Below are 16,463 nucleotides of genomic sequence, written 5' to 3'. Positions count from 1 at the left end.
TTAATTACGTGTTACTACTGGCAAGACTTTTTCACCAAAAACTTCAATAAACTGCTCCTGCTCCCGATTAACATTGTGCAAGATAAGTTCATCAAATCCGAGATCGACATACTCCTGAAGCCATTCAATATGCTGTTGTGGATCTGAAGAAATCCGGACGTGTGCATCTAACTCATGGGGTTGAACAAACGCTCCAGCAGCATCAAATTGCTGTGGAGTTCGTAACTCTGTCATCAAAATATTCTCAAAAATATTGTTGCGCCATTGCTGGTGTGCTTTTTGCCGTGCTGCGTCCTCATCGCGATCGTAAGAAAGCTGAACTTTCAAAATCATAGGTTTGCCTTCACCACCACCACGACGAAAAGCTTCAACAACTTCTTTGAGCTTGGAAATTGGGTGAGAAATAGTAATCAGTCCATCAGCCCAACTGCCAATCCATTCTGCGGTTTTAGAGGTAATAGCAGCTCCAATAACTGGGGGTGGTGTTTCAGGGCGGGTGTATAGTTTTGCCTCTTCGACACACACTAACCCATGATGAGTGACAGTTTCCCCTCTCCAAAGAGCACGCATTACATCGACACATTCTTTAAGACGAGCATTGCGTTGAGACTTGGTAGGCCAAACATTGCCAGTAATTTGTTCGTTGAGTGCTTGACCGCTACCAACCGTTAAGATGAAGCGATTGGGAAAGATTTCCAATAAAGTTGCTACAGCTTGAGCAACGATCGCTGGATGATACCTCTGACCTGGAGCACAAACCACTCGATAGGAAAGTGTGGGTGTAGCTTGCATTGCAGCACCCAGCCAAGACCAGGCAAAACCGCTTTGCCCTTGTTGTTCGCTCCAAGGATGGAAGTGGTCGGAGGATAGGACATGAGTAAATCCAGCTTGCTCTGCCAATTGGACGTACTTGAGCAATTCGCTGGGTTTAAATTGTTCGTGGGAAGCTTGACAGCCAATTTTTATCATATGTTTTGTTAATTGTTAATTGTTAATTGCTAATAGCTAATAGCTAATTGTTCTATTAGCCATTAGCCATTAGCTATTAGCCGTTAGCCATTAGCTATTTAACGCATCGTATTTGCTCGGAACCAACGATAACCGTATGCTGATAAAGCAATGGAAAGCACTTCACCTTGAATTGGTTCGTATTGCCGATCGCAAAACAACTCAATCAAGTGCTTGTACTTGTTTGTTTTAATAGTGGCAATACACTCTTTATCTGCAAGATTGTGAATTGCGATCGCCGCTCTACCTTGCCACTCACAGCAGTGAGCAAAGACACAAGGTTCATCGGTTTCTAGAATTTGCCACCCTCCCCGACCAAATTCCGGACATTGCTTGCGAATGCGGATCAGTCTTTCCATCCAATTCATTAAGGAAGCTGGGTCGCGCTGTTCGGTAGCAACGTTAACGTGTTTGTAACCGTAATTGCCTTTTGAAATGGTTGGTTTGGCAAGAGCTTTTTCGAGAGAAGTGGAAAAACCACCATTGGGTTCGTCCGACCACTGCATCACAGTACGAACGCTTTCGCGACCTTCTAAAGACAAATCATCACCCATACCGATTTCATCACCGTAACGCAGCATGGGAGTACCGGGTAAGCTGAACATCAAACTGTAAGTCAGTTCTATACGATGACAATTGCCTTCTAGCATGGGTGGTAGTCGGCGACGAATACCCCGTCCGAAACTCCGCATATTTTCTTCAGGGGCGAAAGCCGCAAAGACTTCTTCGAGTTCTTCTGAAGCCAGCCCAGAAAGATCGAGTTCATCGTGATTTCGGACAAAGTTAAGCAATTGTCCAATTTGAGGAATTTTTGGTATTGACTTTAATCCATCAATCAGAGGTGCTGCTTCCTGACGAGCAAGAGCAAGAAACATATGGCGATTCAACAAAAAGTTGAATAGCATGTGCATGCGATCGCCTTCTCCAAAGTACACGGAGAATTGGTCCGGTTTTACATTTGCTTCTGCAAGCAGTATTGCATCAGTACTGCGCGAAGAAAGAAATTCTCGCATTTGAGACAGAAAATTTTGCAGGCATTTTTCGTCTGCACCTTCAATCCCAAGTCCCGTTATCAAGAAAGGAGCCGCATCTATCCGAAAACCAGACACTCCCAATTCCAACCAGAAACCCATAATTTTATAAATTTCTGCTTGCACTGCGGGGTTAGCAATGTTCAAATCTGGTTGTTCTTTGTAGAAGTGGTGCAGGTAATAGGCTTGAGAAGTTTCGTCATACTCCCAAACACTGCTTTCAATATCAGGAAAAACAGGTTCTACTTGGTGTTCGGGAAGCTTATCTGTCCACACGTAGTAATCCCGGTACTTAGAGTTTTTATCAGATCTTGCTGCTTGGAACCAGGGATGTTGATTGGAGGTGTGATTCACTACCAAATCCACTAGAACCCGAATCCCTCTCTCGCGTGCTTGGTACATGAACTCCACAAAATCCCCGAGCGTTCCCAATCGAGGGTCTACATTGTAGTAGTCCATGACGTCGTAACCATTGTCTCGATTGGGGGAAGGATAAAAAGGTAAGAGCCACAAACAAGTAATTCCCAGTCCAGCAAGATGGTCCAAGCAGTGAGTTAGTCCTTGAAAATCACCCACACCATCGCCATCCGAGTCCATAAACGTTTCTACATCCAGAGAGTATGCGATCGCGTTTTTATACCACTGGTCTTGCATCAAACCTCCTCTTCTCAAAAATATTGATTGCAGCTTGCTTTCCAATATCCGTATGACTTTATCGCTCGATTATCTAAAAAGCATGACTTATTTTTTACCTTTTTGAGGCAAGTAATCGGGACATTCACTAGCCGATCGTGTCATCACTAAACTAGGCTGCACGGCACATTGCAAGTATTGATTTTGTTTAAAGAATTGGCATCTAAAACACGGAATTCGAGAATAAAGTTTTGAATTAACTATTCTTTGATATAAAGCTTGTGTGAAATTAGTTTGCTTTAAAAAAGCGATTGAAAAAACGAGTAAAAAGAAGAGAGGAATTAAAAAGACACTTTCACTGGGAATCACAATCTCTGTTTTTGACGCAGAGTCTTGAGGTGACTCGCTGGGAGTCTGCTCTACAATAATTGCTTTTTCCTGATTCATTGTTAGTCAAAAATATTACAACATTGTATACCCTACCTAGTATCTAGCTTTATCAATAGTATTTTTAAGGAGTTATATCAAGTTCGGCTAAACACTTATACTACGTCTGTAGTTGTAACTCGCATACATCACAACTACAAAGATATAGTCATTAGTCCCACATGAAACTATGCCCGTTACTATAAGAACGAACATATCTCCTTGGTCTTAGTCAAAAGGTAGGTTCAATTACAGTAGTATCTCTAAAGGCGATCTCGATACACCTATCTCAAGATATGTTCTCTACCCTAAATCATTTCTAAGAAACTTATGCTCGGGGCGAATAGAATTCGCGACTGTACAAACAAAGTCCACCTACGTGGACTTTATGAAAATAAGAAACTTATGCTCGGGGCGAATAGAATTCGCGACTGTACAAACAAAGTCCACCTACGTGGACTTTATGAAAATAAGAAACTTACGCTCGGGGCGAATAGAATTCGCGACTGTACAAACAAAGTCCACCTACGTGGACTTTATATAACCTGCTAACCACTAACATTGAATGGTGGGCTGTCTTCCCTACCTACGGGTCATCGGTCACTAGTACACGAAGGCAGAAGTTCGTAGGCAGAGGGCAGAAGGCGCAAAAGCTTTATGGTAAGCTTTTTATCTTTTACTAATGGTTGCCTTATTTACGCCGTGTAGTACTAGTCACTTTAAGGGTAGATAGCGCTAGCAATAAAGACGGGCTTATTTCTATAATCAGCCTCTAACTGGGCTTTCACTCTTTCATCCCATTTTACGTTATACGCTTGTTCAATCTCATTGACATTAAACGGACGCAGTTCCCCCACAAGCATCACGGTCTGGTCCTTCTGAATCTCCTGTTGTGGCGAAGGTTTGAGAAAAACCAGCAAATCCTGTGCGCCTACTATATAATTTTCATCTAGAGTAAATAAAACTGGGCTTTGAATGTTATCCACTTCCCCTCTCACTGCAAGAGTTTTACCATAGAATCTTTTGGGATTGCTCGTGATTTGACCGGGTGTTGGTGACTGTATTATATTTTGAGCAATAATGACAGGTTTGTTCAGATAATCTTTAAAGTATTCATCCTGCAAATCCAAATTGTAGTCACGCTCGATTCGTGGAATTTCTAAATTACGAACTTCACCCGTGACTTGAACTTTTACGTCTTTATTTTGAGGTAAATCAAATGGTACGCCTGTAGTGTTGACGACTACAAAGGGCTCGCCACTCATAAATCGGCTATCACTAACTGTAAAAGAGCTTGAACCAACTTTTTTAAAAGGCTTGCTGATAATCGTCACGGTTCTACCAATATAATCATCCGTGTTGCTGGTTATATCATAAGTACTTGTAAGCCCTGGAGGTGAAGCCGCATCAGTACCATATCCCATTCGGACAAACATTGCCAACACTGCTGTGGCTATGACTACCTTTGCATTCCAAACATGTTGAAACATCTCGTTTGTGCTAGAATTTAAGTGGTTTTTGTTACCTATATCCACGTTTATCGGGCTTTTGTTACCTAGATTCATGGTTCTATAAATATTTTTTCAAAAGGGATAAATTCGCCATTTGTTTGCAAGAACATCTAAAAAAATTAAAGAAAGGCTTTACTCACATCTTTAATAAATTAAAGATTGTTTGGCTGCAAGGCAATACATTAAGCGGATACGTACCGAGCTAGAAATTAATTCTATAGTTAGAATAAATATTTCTTGCCATCATTTCTTCTAGCCAAAGTCAGAAAAACAAGGTTATATCAACTTGTTTTACTGTCCTATAGATATATCCTATAGGTAGAGATTTGGTTGTTATGTCAATTTCTTAAACCTTAAAGACAAATGCGATCGCCCCTAGCCCCCCTTGTTAAGGCTACGGTGTACATAGATCTCTAGAAAAGACATGAAACATCCTAAAAAAGGAGGAATTAGAATCAACTTCCCCCCTTATTAAGGGGGGTTAGGGGGGATCGAAACCTCAAGAACGCACTTTAGAAGACTTGTGTACACCACCGTAGCTTGTTAAGCAGGGCTGTTTCATTGTGCGATCGCCAGGACATAAGTTTTCTTACCTTGCACGGACTGAAAAAAGCGCGGCGCGTATTTTTAAGCTATGGAATTAATGTAGTCTTCCCAACGAACATGAACGGCTCCCAATCTGGTATCATCTTCAACACCAAGGTAAAATTCCCTTACATCAGTATTAGCAAGACATACAACTATTTCAATGAGTTCTCGGTTAAAAAGGCGCAGGCGATCGCTTTTAAATTCTACGGTGAGAAATTTTTCTGTAGGAATAGTGCGTGTCATTTTGACATTTTATTAAATTGCTCGCAGTGTTTTTGCCACTGTTTGGGCAATAGCCATGTCAACCTTAGAGCAAAAGTTACTGACTATTGAAGTAGCAAGATTTCTTAAAGTAGAAGTCAAGTATTGCAATAAAGATGTTAGAGTTTATCAAATGTTAATGCATGGAAAGAAAATTTAGTTTCCGAGCGGAACATAATGAGTATAATTCAACGATAGCTCTAGTTGTACATAACACATGATTTCTCGAATAGAAGCATATAAATATCGTTGCTTTGACAAACTTGATATTCAAGTCGGTCAATATAATGTATTAATTGGTCTTAATGGCACAGGTAAAAGTACGCTGCTTGACATACCTCTATTACTTAGCGAAATTTTATCAAAGGGACTAGTACCTGCATTTTTGGAATATCCGTCTATTCCTGAAGGTCCCAGATTGAAAAAATTGCGGCATTTGCTTTACAAGCAACAAGGCGATAATTTTGGTTTTGCGATAGAAGCTCATTTACCACAAGATGTTATTAGTCAGTTACTGAAACCTGAAGCAAGTGGTGTCGTAGCAAGTAGGAATTTACGTCCTCAATCTGTGCGTTATGAGATTAACTTGAAAATAGTTAGCGATACAGAAATTTATGTCGAGCGTGAAGATTTATATATTATTAATTATGAGTATTTTGAAGCAGAAGCAGATGAAAAAGCAGGAATAAAAGAATCTTTTCATAAGCAAGCGATCGTTAAGCGAAACTTGGAAAATCAAGCAATTATCATGCCAGAAAATAACATTGGCGATCGCATGGAATTTGAACTAGAACCGCAAGAATTAATCTTAGCAAACTTCCCACAAGATTTTCCTAATTTTCCGGCTACACTTTGGTTGAAAAATTTTTTAGAAAACGAGATAATGTACTATAAACCCAGTTACTCAATGTTAGGGAAAGCTTTTCCAGCAAGTCAACGAAAAACTTTGCGTTTTGATGCTGCAAATTTACTTTGGTTAGTTCTAAATTTACAAATAGAGCAACCAGCTTTATTTGATTATTGGGTCGAACATATTAAAACAGCTTTTCCTAATTTGCAGACAATCCAAGCTGTGCAATCAGAAAAAAATAACCACACTTATCTGCAATTAAAATATTCTGGAGAACATATTGTTGCATCGTCTGAACTATCTTATGGAACGCTAAATATTTTGGCGTTGACAATTCTACCTTACTTACCTCAAAGACCAGGTGTAATTCTTTTAGAAGAGCCAGAGCACAGTGTCCATCCTAGATTAATAGACGTAGTCCTGCAATCTTTAAGTTCTTTGTATGATTCTCAAATTTTTATGTCTACTCATTCTCCGGTAGTTTTAGCACATACCGAGCTAAAATCAGTCATTGTAATGAAAGGAAGCCAGGAAAATGGTGCAAAAGCAATACCAGGGGATAAGCATCCACGTCTTCAAGACTGGCAGGGGAGCATTGACTTTGGTTCCCTGTTTGCTGCAGGGGTACTTGGATGAGAGATTGTATCTTCCTACTAGCTGACAAAAATATGGAGGCTACATTTCTAGGTTTTTTTAACGAGAGAAAAGTTTCATTTGAGTTTAGGGATTCGCCAATTTAAATTTGATCCCATCCCTTGATACTAGGCAGCACAATTTCCCTATGCAAGACAACTTGCGCCTAACCACAGTTGTCAAAAATTTTGAAAATATGCTACAGCGTTTCCCAGTCAACTGAGGTACACCCAAATCTTGTTAAACAAGGTTATTAGCTTTGAAAATGTACTTCACCAGATTGAGAAACGAGCATGAGGTTCGCAGCCCTCTTGATAATCTAGTCCGCGCAGGCGGACTTCGTTTGTATAGCCGTGATTTCCAATCACTCAACCTACATCTGAAACCATCCAGTCAATGCTACCGCTAATGCATCTGCAGCATCGTCCGGGCGGGGAACGTAATCTAAATTCAATTCATGCGCCACGGCTGCTTGAACCTCTTGTTTCTCTGCATTCCCATACCCCGTGAGCGCTTGTTTAATTTGAGCGGGTGTAAATTCCACAATCGGTAACTTATGCTGTGCGAGGACTAACAACACAACACCCCGTGCTTGTGCCACAAGGATCGTATTTGCCATACGATAGAAGAAGAACTTCTCAATAGCCACTAATTCTGGTTTATATTCCCCAATCAGGGTGTGCAGATCGTCGTATATAGTACATAGTCTTTGTCCTAACTCCATACTCGCTGGGGTACTAATTACACCAAAATCTAGTAAATTTACTGATTCTTGTTGTCCCTTAGTTTGACTTTTTTGGCATATAATCGCGCCAAATCCCAAACTTGCCAGTCCGGGATCTAGCCCTAAAATTCGCTGTTCCATTCACTTGTCGTTTCTCTACACCTTGAGGAAGAATAAGTCGGCACACTGGCAACTTTGACTACTCTGTTTTGGTCTAATGGGATGGCAAAATGTCATAATTCCACATTTGGGAAAAAACCACGTGGTGTACATTTTCTGTTATTCATTGTTGTTAGTAGCACTGCTCCTTTTTGTGGTATGTCAATTGGTTTTCTCAGACAAGCCCTCAACGCCCTGCAAAAGCAGTCGCGCCGTCGCCATCGGGTTAATCAGTGGTTCAAGTGGTTGTCCCCTGGATTATCGATCAAACGATGGTTGTTAATTAGCGTTGGGGGTGTACTGCTAGCAAGTCTGGGTCTTGCTATTTGGGTTAGACTAACGCCAATTTTTTGGGCAATCGAGCTGATTAGGGGCTTTCTGGGAGCAATCACCAACATTGTACCGTACTACATCAGCGGTCCTTTGGTTTTATTGTGGGGCTTGCTTTTGCTTTTATGGGGACAAACCCGGACAGTAAGTTCAATTACTGAAGTCCTCAGACCGGAAGGCGATGAAGAACTTATTGATGTCTTGCTGGCACATCGTCGATTGTATCGAGGCCCAAAAATTGTCACAATTGGTGGTGGGACTGGTCTTTCTACATTACTTCGAGGACTCAAGGTTTACAGCGCTAACATTACCGCTATTGTGACTGTCGCAGATGATGGGGGTTCTTCGGGGCGGTTGCGTCGAGAAATTGGTGTTCTACCACCAGGCGATATTCGCAACTGTTTGGCAGCACTAGCTGATGAAGAAAAGTTATTAACAGAACTCTTTCAATACCGTTTTAAAGCAGGGGATGGGCTGACAGGTCACAGTTTTGGGAATCTGTTTTTAACAGCACTCAGTGATATTACTGGCGATCTCGAACGTGCGATCGCTGCTAGTTCTAAAGTCTTAGCTATCCGAGGACAAGTTTTACCTGCAACTCTGAGTGATGTTCGTCTTTGGGCAGAATTGTCTGACGGTCGTCAGATTGAGGGTGAATCTAATATCACCGCCGCAGGAGGTCATATTGTTAAAATTGGCTGTACCCCCGCCAATCCCCCAGCTTTACCAGCAGCTATTAAGGCTATCAAAGAAGCTGACTATATTATTATGGGTCCCGGCAGTCTTTTCACTAGCGTAATTCCCAATTTGCTAGTTCCAGAAATTGCGGATGCGATCGCAGCATCTGAAGCACCCCGTATTTATGTTTGTAACATTATGACTCAGCCGGGGGAAACTCAAGATTACACTGTTGCAGATCACATTCGAGCAATTGACGCTGCATGTGGAAAACCGTTATTTAACGCCGTACTCGTACACAAAAAATCTCCCACTCCTCGCGCACTTGTCCGTTATGCCCAACAAAACTCTCATCCCGTCTTTCTTGACCGAGAAGAAGTCACAATGTTAGGGCGGCGAATTGTTCTGGCAAATGTCATGCATGAAGATGAAACAGGGTGCGTGCGCCACAACCCCCAACGGCTGGCAAAAGTGTTATGGCGTTGGTACAGTGGAGCACATCCAGGAAAATAGGTATTGGTTAGTGGTTAGCCATTAGCTATTAGCTATTAGCCATTAGCCATTAGCCCTTCGGGTTCGCCAGTTCCCTACGGCGGGAAACCCGCCTGCAGGACTGGACTCACCATTAGCCATTAGCTATTAGCCATTAGCCATTAACCATTTATGAATATCTCTTTACCAGATACTCAGGCAACACGCAAACTCGGTATTGCACTCGGTCAATGTTTAGACGCCCGGAGCGTTATTCTACTACAGGGCGATTTAGGTGCAGGCAAAACAACCCTAGTGCAAGGTCTAGGTGAAGGTTTGGGCATCCCCGTACCTATTGTTAGCCCCACTTTTACCCTGATTAATGAGTATGCGGAAGGACGCCTCCCTCTATATCACCTCGATCTATATCGCTTAGAACCAAAGGAAGTGATTGCTTTAAATTTGGAAACTTATTGGGAAGGTATTGAGGTCACGCCAGGAATTGTGGCAATTGAGTGGGCTGAACGATTGCCCTATAAGCCAGATCGCTATATAATAGTTCACCTGACCTATGGGAATGAGGACAGTCGTCAAGCCGCGATCGCAACACACAATTGTATGATTCCGCAAGAGCCGTTGGGAGCTAATTTGTAATTCGCGATGGAATCTAGTGAGTGTTTTTACTAAAAACCTCGAGTTACAAGTTAGCTATATTGTTGTACCTACTCTTACTTAATTGTCAGAAAAGGACTCAAACCAAGCAACGCCAGCCTTTTTTGCTGTGGGTATGAGAATCCAAGCAAGGGGCTGGTTTTCTGTCATACTATTGCCCGCACATATATGCTGGTCAATTCTGCCACTTCCACGTTCGTCAGTGTAATTAGCTAGCATTGTCATTTTTTTTACCAAGTATTGTTTACAAATATTCTCCGTAAGTAGAAATTTCACCAGTAGTGTTACTAACTGGTACCTTTGCTTATGTAAACAAATACTCAGTAGCTTTTTATCAAGATTTCATGAAATCTCTATAAATTACACTTACGTATCAGAAAATGTTAACTGCGAACAGTTTCTTAAAGGTTTTACTGATACGTGAGCGCCAAAAACGAGAGCATCCCAATTGTGTAAAAATACCAAGCGATGTTCGCAATCGCGGCTATACAAACTCTCTTCCCTCCCTTGTATCTCAGGAGCACAGACGCTATGTGCCTTGCACACGCTCCGCGATGCCTTTGGGCTATGCCCGTAAGGGGGGCTATACGCGAACAGCCTTCGGGTATCGCCTATGTCCTATGTCCCCCAATCACTAATTACGAACAACCGATTGCTAACTATTGATTAAAAGTTAAAGCTTGACCTCTTACCTCTGTGTGCAACTTGCCCTTCTCATAAACAATTTGACCGCCTACAATCGTCACAACGGGCCATCCTGTTAGGTTCCAACCTTCAAAAGGGCTCCAACCGCACTTAGTTAATAGTTCTTCAGGGCGTACCGGATGGTAAGTGTTCAAATCCACTAAGACTAAATCGGCATCGTAACCGGGTGCGATCGCTCCTTTATTGGGAATAGAATATGCTTTAGCTACAGCTTGAGACATCCAGTTTGCCACTTGAGCAACAGTACATTTCCCATCTGCTGCAGCCGTTAGCATTAAAGGCAGGGAAGTTTCTACTCCGGGCATTCCAGAGGGAGTTTTGGGGTATTCTTGTGCTTTTTCTTCTAAAGTGTGTGGGGCATGGTCTGTGGCAATGAAATCGATGGTACCATCCCGTAGGGCTTGCCAAAGAACTTCGTTATCGTGATGCGATCGCAAAGGCGGGTTCATTTGCGCTCTTGTTCCTATTTTGGCGTAAGCATCTGTATTTAATAACAAGTGCTGCGGCGTGACTTCTGCTGTCACCCAAGTTGGTTTGTCTTGAAGCAACAGCTCTGCTTCTTCTGCTGTTGACATATGCAGAATGTGCAAGCGACGTTGATATTTTTTAGAAAGTTTTAATGCCTGTTGAGTTGCGAGTAATGCTGCTTGGTTATCTTGAATTTGAGAATGAATTGCGGGGTCATGAATACCAGCAAATTCTTCTCTTCGCTGTTTTATTCTGGCTTGGTCTTCTGCGTGAACAGCAATTAACCGAGATCCTTTGGCAAAAATGGCTTCTAATGCAGCATCTTGGTCAACTAGTAATGAACCGTGCATCGACCCCATAAAAATTTTGATTCCTGGTGTCGGCTTTGCCAATAGTATATCTGGAAGGTTATCTGCTGTTGCGCCTATAAAAAAGCCATAATTCACCAAGCTCTTTTGAGATGCTCGCTGTAACTTGTCATCTAGAGCGTACTGGCTAATTGTTGGAGGGCGTGTATTTGGCATTTCTAAAAATGAAGTTACCCCCCCCCTAGCACAAGCACAACTCGCTGTAAATAAGTCTTCCTTATATTCGAGTCCCGGTTCCCGGAAATGTACTTGCGGATCGATGACTCCTGGCAACAAAGTTAACCCTTCTGCGTCAATTTCTGTGGTTGGGGTTGCCTTTGTAATTTCTGGAGCCACCTCAACGATTGTGCGATCGCTCGTCAACACATCACCAACTAGCAATTCACCAGTAGGTAAAACAATGCGAGCGCGACGAATGAGCAAACTGCTTGCGGTAATTGGCATGGGTTTGTAACTTTTTAGAAGCGGTCAACTGGGCTATAACAAGAGCTAAGCGTGACAGATTTCCATCCATATAGGTTAAACTTGGTTGAACTATGAGCGGGAGTATTGTTTTCTTCGTTACAAAAAAGTTAATATTTCTTAAACTATGCGTTACTATATGAATTTGTTTCTTTCTACCCTCTTTCTTTTTGTAAAGTTAAGATAAATCAATACAACATCATAGCTCGGATAAATCAGATCCCCTGCTTTTTATAAGCTATCACTCTAGTACTTTCATGCAAAATCAAGTGTCTGATAACAACTCTAGCCATCAACAGCCCAATAATTCGTGGATCGCAGAACTAGGTAGGACAATTGTCTTAAGTGTTGTTCTCGCCTTGGGAATTCGTACCTTTGTTGCTGAAGCACGTTGGATTCCCTCTGGCTCTATGGAACCAACTTTACACGGTTCCCCGAATCAGTGGGAAGCAGACAAAATTATCGTAGATAAATTAGGCTATAAATTTTCTGAGCCCAAACGAGGCGATATTGTAGTATTTTCTCCTACAAAAGAGTTACAAAAAGAACAATATCAAGATGCCTTTATCAAGCGAGTCATTGCCCTACCTGGGGAAAAGGTAGAACTTAAGAGCGGCAAAGTCTACATTAATGGTAACCCTTTACCAGAGCAACAGTACTTGACAGAGGGTCAGCGTACTGTTGTTGACGTTTGTACGTCCGGTCAGCAACCTCCTTTCCTATCTCAACCCGTTACGATACCAAATGATTCATACTTAGTATTGGGAGATAACCGTAACAGCAGTTACGATAGCCGTTGTTGGGGTGTTGTTCCTCGTGAAAATATTATTGGTCGTGCAGTACTTCGCTTTTGGCCTCTCAATCAAATTGGGGGAATCGATAAAAAACAGTTATATAAAAATTAGTGGTTAGTAGTAAAACACCTAATAGATGTCAAGATCCAGAACCACGCTATATTCTTGTGGTACTTGTATGACTGTAGGAAGGGCGATCTCGCTCCTACACTCCCCAAACTACATAATCTGACAATTGCTCCCTAACTAACAGTTCAGAATTTTACCCAAGTTTTAAAGGAAAAACTTGGGTTTTTTCATAATAAGCCGTTTATCTGTTGCGCTGATAAGAATACACTTTGATAACGGGTGAGGACGCTCGTTCTACAAGCGTGAGATTGACCGAGACTGTACAAGTTAAAGAATTCTTAGCTTATGGCTTCTTGCCTTTGCCTTTCTTCTTTTCTTCATAGAGACTTCCGGGTTTTCTGGGATTCGGTAAATTATGATGAGTTGAGACAATTAAGTAACAGCCTAGAGTGACACTCCTATGAGTTACGAAAAATTAGTTTTGAATAGAGATACGAATCAAAAAGATATCTTAATTATTGATGATACAGCGGATAATCTGCGTGTTTTGTCATCCATTCTTACGAAGCAAGGATATGGTGTTCGCAAAGCACTGAACTGGCAAATGGCTGTCATGGCTTGTACAACTGTGTTGCCCGATTTAATTTTACTGGACATTATGATGCCAGATGTGGACGGATATGAAGTTTGTCAGAGGTTGAAAACTTTAGATATCACAGCCGATATTCCAATCATTTTTATGAGTGCGTTGGGGGACGTGTTTGACAAAGTCAAAGCTTTTAGTGTGGGTGGTGTGGATTATATTACCAAACCCTTTGAAGTGGAAGAACTTATTGTACGCGTACAAAATCAACTGGCTTTGAGAACAGCGCAAAAACAAATTTTGAAACTCAATAGCGAGTTAGAAAATAAAGTTAAAGAGCGTACAAGCGAGCTAGAAACATCTGTCAAAAAGTTACAGCAGGAAATAAAGAGACGCAAACACCTGCAAAGCAAGCTCCTTGACATGGCATTGCATGATTCTCTAACTAAGCTACCCAATCGCACTCTGTTTATTAAAAAAATGCAGCAAGCACTTCAACGTGCAAAAATTGAGCCAGATTATGGATTTGCGGTACTTTTTTTAGATTGCGATCGCTTTAAAATTGTCAATGACTCTCTCGGTCATTTTGTTGGGGATGAATTGCTAATTGCCATCGCTCGTCGCTTACAAGCATCCCTTAATTCCAAACATACATTTGCACGATTTGGTGGTGATGAGTTTGCGATTCTTTTAGAAAACATTACAGATATAAGTATGGCTATTAGTGCTGCTGAGAGTGTTTTACAGCAATTATCAGTAGCTTTTCAATTATCCAGACATGAAGTCTTTATTAATGCCAGTATTGGTATTATCTGGGGCGACACCCGGTACGAACAGCCAGAATATCTATTAAGGGATGCAGATACGGCAATGTACCGTGCAAAGGCTTTGGGAAAAGCGAGATATCACGTCTTCGATCCCGTAATGCATCAGGAAGCCATGCAGCTTTTGCAACTCGAGCACGATTTGAGAGTAGCAGTAGAACGACAAGAGTTTTTTGTTCAATATCAACCAATCGTTTCCCTAAAAACAGGTAGAATATCTGGATTTGAAGCCCTTGTACGCTGGCTGCATCCCACTCACGGGATAATTCCCCCTACCGTGTTTGTACCCATAGCAGAAGAAACAGGTTTGATTGGTGCTATTGACACTTGGGTTTTACACTCAGCTTGCCATCAATTACACATTTGGCAAAATCATCCAAAAACAGAGACTTCTCTGACAATGAGCGTGAATTTGTCAGCAGGCTTGTTTTCCCATATTGATATTGTAGCAGTAGTTGACAAAATTTTGAATGAAACTCAAGTCAATCCTGCCTGTTTGCAGCTAGAAATTACAGAAAGTGTCATCATGGAAAATACTGAGACACTGAAAATAATTCTTCAGCAGTTACAAGACAGGAAAATTAGGTTAATTATGGATGATTTTGGGACTGGATACTCCTCATTGAGTTACTTACACAGCTTTCCTTTTCATACCCTTAAAATTGACAAATCCTTTGTCCAACGAATGCAGGAAAATCAAGAAAACATGGGACTTGTATCTGCTACGATTGGCATTGCCCATTCTATGGGAATGAATGCGATCGCAGAAGGTGTAGAAACTCCCGAACAATTAACTCATCTACAGAGCATGAACTGCGATCTTGCTCAAGGTTATCTATTTTCTAAAGCCATAGACCCAGAGTTAGCTCTAGAACTGATTGCCGCAGTACCTCAATGGTAAATCAAAGGACAACATATGAATCAAGATCCATCAACGTCTAATTATGGCAATATTCTTATAGTTGATGACCAGCTTGATAATTTGCGTGTATTATCAACTATTTTAGCTAAAGAGGGATATCAAGTTCGTAAAGCTCTTAACGGGCAAATGGCTTTAACTGCAGTCAAAACTTTGCCACCAGATCTTATTTTACTAGATATTAATATGCCTGAAATGGATGGCTATGAGGTGTGCAAAAGATTAAAAGCCGATCCATCAAACTGCAATATTCCTGTAATTTTCATCAGTATCTTAGATGATGTCTTGGACAAAGTCAAAGGAATTAAAGTTGGTGGTGCGGACTACATCACCAAACCATTTCAGTTTGAAGAGGTCATTGCACGGGTACAAAATCAACTGACTATTCAAAGATTGCAGAGGGAACTTCGAGAAACCAACCAAAAGCTTTCCGAGCAAAATGCTTTGCTATTATTAGAAATAGAAAAACGCCTTCAAGTTGAATCTGCCTTACAAGCAGCTAACGACAAACTGCGAGAGTTGATTTGGGTAGACAGCTTAACACAAGTTTCTAACCGCCGTTTTTTAGATGATTACTTGCAACGGGAATGGCAACGCTCAGCACGAGAACAGCTACCGCTTTCTTTTATTTTGTGCGATATAGACTGTTTTAAATCTTACAATGATACTTACGGTCACATAGCTGGTGATGATTGTTTGAGGAAGGTCGCTCGGGCTATTCGCTATGCCGTCAGACGTCCTGCTGATTTGGTCGCTCGTTATGGAGGAGAAGAGTTCGCAGTTGTTTTACCCAACACCAATTTTCATGGAGCAGTGCGAGTGGCTGAAAATGTTAGGTTACGGGTAAAAGAACTAAAAATTACCCATTCCTCATCTTTCGTGAAAAACTATATTACTCTAAGTATGGGTATAGCAACTAAAGTTCCCGTGAATCCATCTTTACCTGAAACCCTCATTGCGGCTAGTGACAAGGCTCTCTACCAAGCAAAACTACAGGGACGTAACGGATATTGTGCTTGCGTGCCTGTAGCTCGAAAAAATTGCTCTGGAAATCTTTCGATCGCGGGAGAAATCAAATGTTGGAATAAGCACTATATCTCAGAAGAGGAGGGTTCTTTGAATCAAGAGTAGCACAAAGGAGTGATTATAGGATAAAATTACGCGGTAAAGTGCTGTGTGATTTTACTATTAAATTGAGAAAGCCTTACCCAAACCAACTCCCACATAATTTCTTATCGCTTACCTTTTTTCAATCGATTGTTTTCTGACAATTTTATAAAAGTTGCTCGGAAAAAA

At 41.4% G+C, this 16,463-nt stretch carries 15 protein-coding genes; 7 read left to right on the top strand and 8 right to left on the bottom strand.

What is annotated here, in order from left to right; genetic code table 11:
* The 5 genes from HC643_RS07230 to HC643_RS07215 all read right to left on the bottom strand — a co-directional run bounded on the left by HC643_RS07230 (position 1) and on the right by HC643_RS07215 (position 5,440).
* Positions 1 to 969: a TIGR03885 family FMN-dependent LLM class oxidoreductase gene (locus HC643_RS07230; protein WP_038080129.1), complete on the bottom strand. Its 969-nt coding sequence runs from the start codon at positions 967 to 969 to the stop codon at positions 1 to 3.
* Positions 970 to 1,067: 98 nt separating this feature from the next.
* Complete coding sequence (locus HC643_RS07225; protein WP_038080132.1) at positions 1,068 to 2,693, bottom strand: alpha-amylase family protein; 1,626 nt, start codon at positions 2,691 to 2,693, stop codon at positions 1,068 to 1,070.
* An 87-nt stretch (positions 2,694 to 2,780) separates the two neighbouring features.
* Positions 2,781 to 3,119 (bottom strand): hypothetical protein, encoded by a 339-nt coding sequence (locus tag HC643_RS41255; protein WP_050046325.1) that lies wholly within the window; start codon positions 3,117 to 3,119, stop codon positions 2,781 to 2,783.
* Positions 3,120 to 3,817: 698 nt separating this feature from the next.
* Positions 3,818 to 4,588 carry a hypothetical protein gene (locus HC643_RS07220; protein ID WP_050046326.1) on the bottom strand — a complete coding sequence of 257 codons (771 nt, stop codon included), beginning with the start codon at positions 4,586 to 4,588 and terminating at the stop codon, positions 3,818 to 3,820.
* A 648-nt stretch (positions 4,589 to 5,236) separates the two neighbouring features.
* On the bottom strand, positions 5,237 to 5,440 hold the full coding sequence (locus HC643_RS07215; RefSeq protein ID WP_038080138.1) for a hypothetical protein: 204 nt from the start codon (positions 5,438 to 5,440) through the stop codon (positions 5,237 to 5,239).
* Positions 5,441 to 5,495: 55 nt separating this feature from the next.
* Here HC643_RS07215 and HC643_RS42020 point away from each other — a divergent pair, with 55 nt between their 5' ends.
* Positions 5,496 to 5,618, top strand: coding sequence for a hypothetical protein (locus tag HC643_RS42020; RefSeq protein WP_272899718.1), 123 nt, complete (start codon positions 5,496 to 5,498; stop codon positions 5,616 to 5,618).
* Positions 5,619 to 5,675: 57 nt separating this feature from the next.
* Positions 5,676 to 6,944: a methylation-associated defense system AAA family ATPase MAD3 gene (gene mads3 / locus HC643_RS07210; protein ID WP_038080140.1), complete on the top strand. Its 1,269-nt coding sequence runs from the start codon at positions 5,676 to 5,678 to the stop codon at positions 6,942 to 6,944.
* A 370-nt stretch (positions 6,945 to 7,314) separates the two neighbouring features.
* Here the strand turns inward: mads3 and ruvC are convergent, their stop codons facing one another.
* A complete protein-coding gene (gene ruvC / locus HC643_RS07205) occupies positions 7,315 to 7,806 on the bottom strand; it encodes a crossover junction endodeoxyribonuclease RuvC (protein WP_038080141.1) in 492 nt (163 codons plus the stop codon).
* A gap of 177 nt (positions 7,807 to 7,983) precedes the next feature.
* On the opposite strand from ruvC, the gene HC643_RS07200 reads away from it, so the two are divergent.
* Both HC643_RS07200 and tsaE read left to right on the top strand, forming a co-directional pair.
* Positions 7,984 to 9,345, top strand: a complete 1,362-nt coding sequence (locus HC643_RS07200) for a gluconeogenesis factor YvcK family protein (RefSeq protein WP_038080177.1) — start codon at positions 7,984 to 7,986, stop codon at positions 9,343 to 9,345.
* A gap of 150 nt (positions 9,346 to 9,495) precedes the next feature.
* The gene (gene tsaE / locus HC643_RS07195; protein ID WP_038073026.1) at positions 9,496 to 9,957 is read left to right on the top strand and encodes a tRNA (adenosine(37)-N6)-threonylcarbamoyltransferase complex ATPase subunit type 1 TsaE; all 462 of its coding nucleotides are present in this window, start codon (positions 9,496 to 9,498) and stop codon (positions 9,955 to 9,957) included.
* Between the two features lie 78 nt (positions 9,958 to 10,035).
* Here the strand turns inward: tsaE and HC643_RS07190 are convergent, their stop codons facing one another.
* A complete protein-coding gene (locus HC643_RS07190; protein WP_153021521.1) occupies positions 10,036 to 10,200 on the bottom strand; it encodes a hypothetical protein in 165 nt (54 codons plus the stop codon).
* Between the two features lie 434 nt (positions 10,201 to 10,634).
* On the bottom strand, positions 10,635 to 11,960 hold the full coding sequence (locus HC643_RS07185) for a dihydroorotase (protein ID WP_038073021.1): 1,326 nt from the start codon (positions 11,958 to 11,960) through the stop codon (positions 10,635 to 10,637).
* Positions 11,961 to 12,235: 275 nt separating this feature from the next.
* Here HC643_RS07185 and lepB point away from each other — a divergent pair, with 275 nt between their 5' ends.
* From lepB to HC643_RS07170, 3 genes are all read left to right on the top strand, one after another.
* On the top strand, positions 12,236 to 12,883 hold the full coding sequence (gene lepB / locus HC643_RS07180; protein ID WP_038073019.1) for a signal peptidase I: 648 nt from the start codon (positions 12,236 to 12,238) through the stop codon (positions 12,881 to 12,883).
* 418 nt (positions 12,884 to 13,301) lie between these two features.
* Complete coding sequence (locus HC643_RS07175) at positions 13,302 to 15,149, top strand: two-component system response regulator (RefSeq protein WP_038073017.1); 1,848 nt, start codon at positions 13,302 to 13,304, stop codon at positions 15,147 to 15,149.
* Between the two features lie 15 nt (positions 15,150 to 15,164).
* Complete coding sequence (locus HC643_RS07170) at positions 15,165 to 16,298, top strand: diguanylate cyclase domain-containing protein (protein ID WP_038073015.1); 1,134 nt, start codon at positions 15,165 to 15,167, stop codon at positions 16,296 to 16,298.
* Positions 16,299 to 16,463: the final 165 nt, after the last annotated feature.

The sequence above is a fragment of the Tolypothrix bouteillei VB521301 genome (assembly GCF_000760695.4).
Taxonomy (GTDB): Bacteria; Cyanobacteriota; Cyanobacteriia; order Cyanobacteriales; family Nostocaceae; genus Scytonema; species Scytonema bouteillei_A.
This window is presented reverse-complemented; position numbering and strand designations above follow the sequence as displayed.

What these genes read in the sequence shown, in the direction of transcription:
- HC643_RS07230 (WP_038080129.1), bottom strand. Translation starts at nt 969, where the DNA reads ATGATAAAAATTGGCTGTCAAGCTTCCCACGAACAATTTAAACCCAGC.
- HC643_RS07225 (WP_038080132.1), bottom strand. Translation starts at nt 2,693, where the DNA reads ATGCAAGACCAGTGGTATAAAAACGCGATCGCATACTCTCTGGATGTA.
- HC643_RS41255 (WP_050046325.1), bottom strand. Translation starts at nt 3,119, where the DNA reads ATGAATCAGGAAAAAGCAATTATTGTAGAGCAGACTCCCAGCGAGTCA.
- HC643_RS07220 (WP_050046326.1), bottom strand. Translation starts at nt 4,588, where the DNA reads ATGTTTCAACATGTTTGGAATGCAAAGGTAGTCATAGCCACAGCAGTG.
- HC643_RS07215 (WP_038080138.1), bottom strand. Translation starts at nt 5,440, where the DNA reads ATGACACGCACTATTCCTACAGAAAAATTTCTCACCGTAGAATTTAAA.
- HC643_RS42020 (WP_272899718.1), top strand. Translation starts at nt 5,496, where the DNA reads ATGTCAACCTTAGAGCAAAAGTTACTGACTATTGAAGTAGCAAGATTT.
- mads3 (WP_038080140.1), top strand. Translation starts at nt 5,676, where the DNA reads ATGATTTCTCGAATAGAAGCATATAAATATCGTTGCTTTGACAAACTT.
- ruvC (WP_038080141.1), bottom strand. Translation starts at nt 7,806, where the DNA reads ATGGAACAGCGAATTTTAGGGCTAGATCCCGGACTGGCAAGTTTGGGA.
- HC643_RS07200 (WP_038080177.1), top strand. Translation starts at nt 7,984, where the DNA reads ATGTCAATTGGTTTTCTCAGACAAGCCCTCAACGCCCTGCAAAAGCAG.
- tsaE (WP_038073026.1), top strand. Translation starts at nt 9,496, where the DNA reads ATGAATATCTCTTTACCAGATACTCAGGCAACACGCAAACTCGGTATT.
- HC643_RS07190 (WP_153021521.1), bottom strand. Translation starts at nt 10,200, where the DNA reads ATGACAATGCTAGCTAATTACACTGACGAACGTGGAAGTGGCAGAATT.
- HC643_RS07185 (WP_038073021.1), bottom strand. Translation starts at nt 11,960, where the DNA reads ATGCCAATTACCGCAAGCAGTTTGCTCATTCGTCGCGCTCGCATTGTT.
- lepB (WP_038073019.1), top strand. Translation starts at nt 12,236, where the DNA reads ATGCAAAATCAAGTGTCTGATAACAACTCTAGCCATCAACAGCCCAAT.
- HC643_RS07175 (WP_038073017.1), top strand. Translation starts at nt 13,302, where the DNA reads ATGAGTTACGAAAAATTAGTTTTGAATAGAGATACGAATCAAAAAGAT.
- HC643_RS07170 (WP_038073015.1), top strand. Translation starts at nt 15,165, where the DNA reads ATGAATCAAGATCCATCAACGTCTAATTATGGCAATATTCTTATAGTT.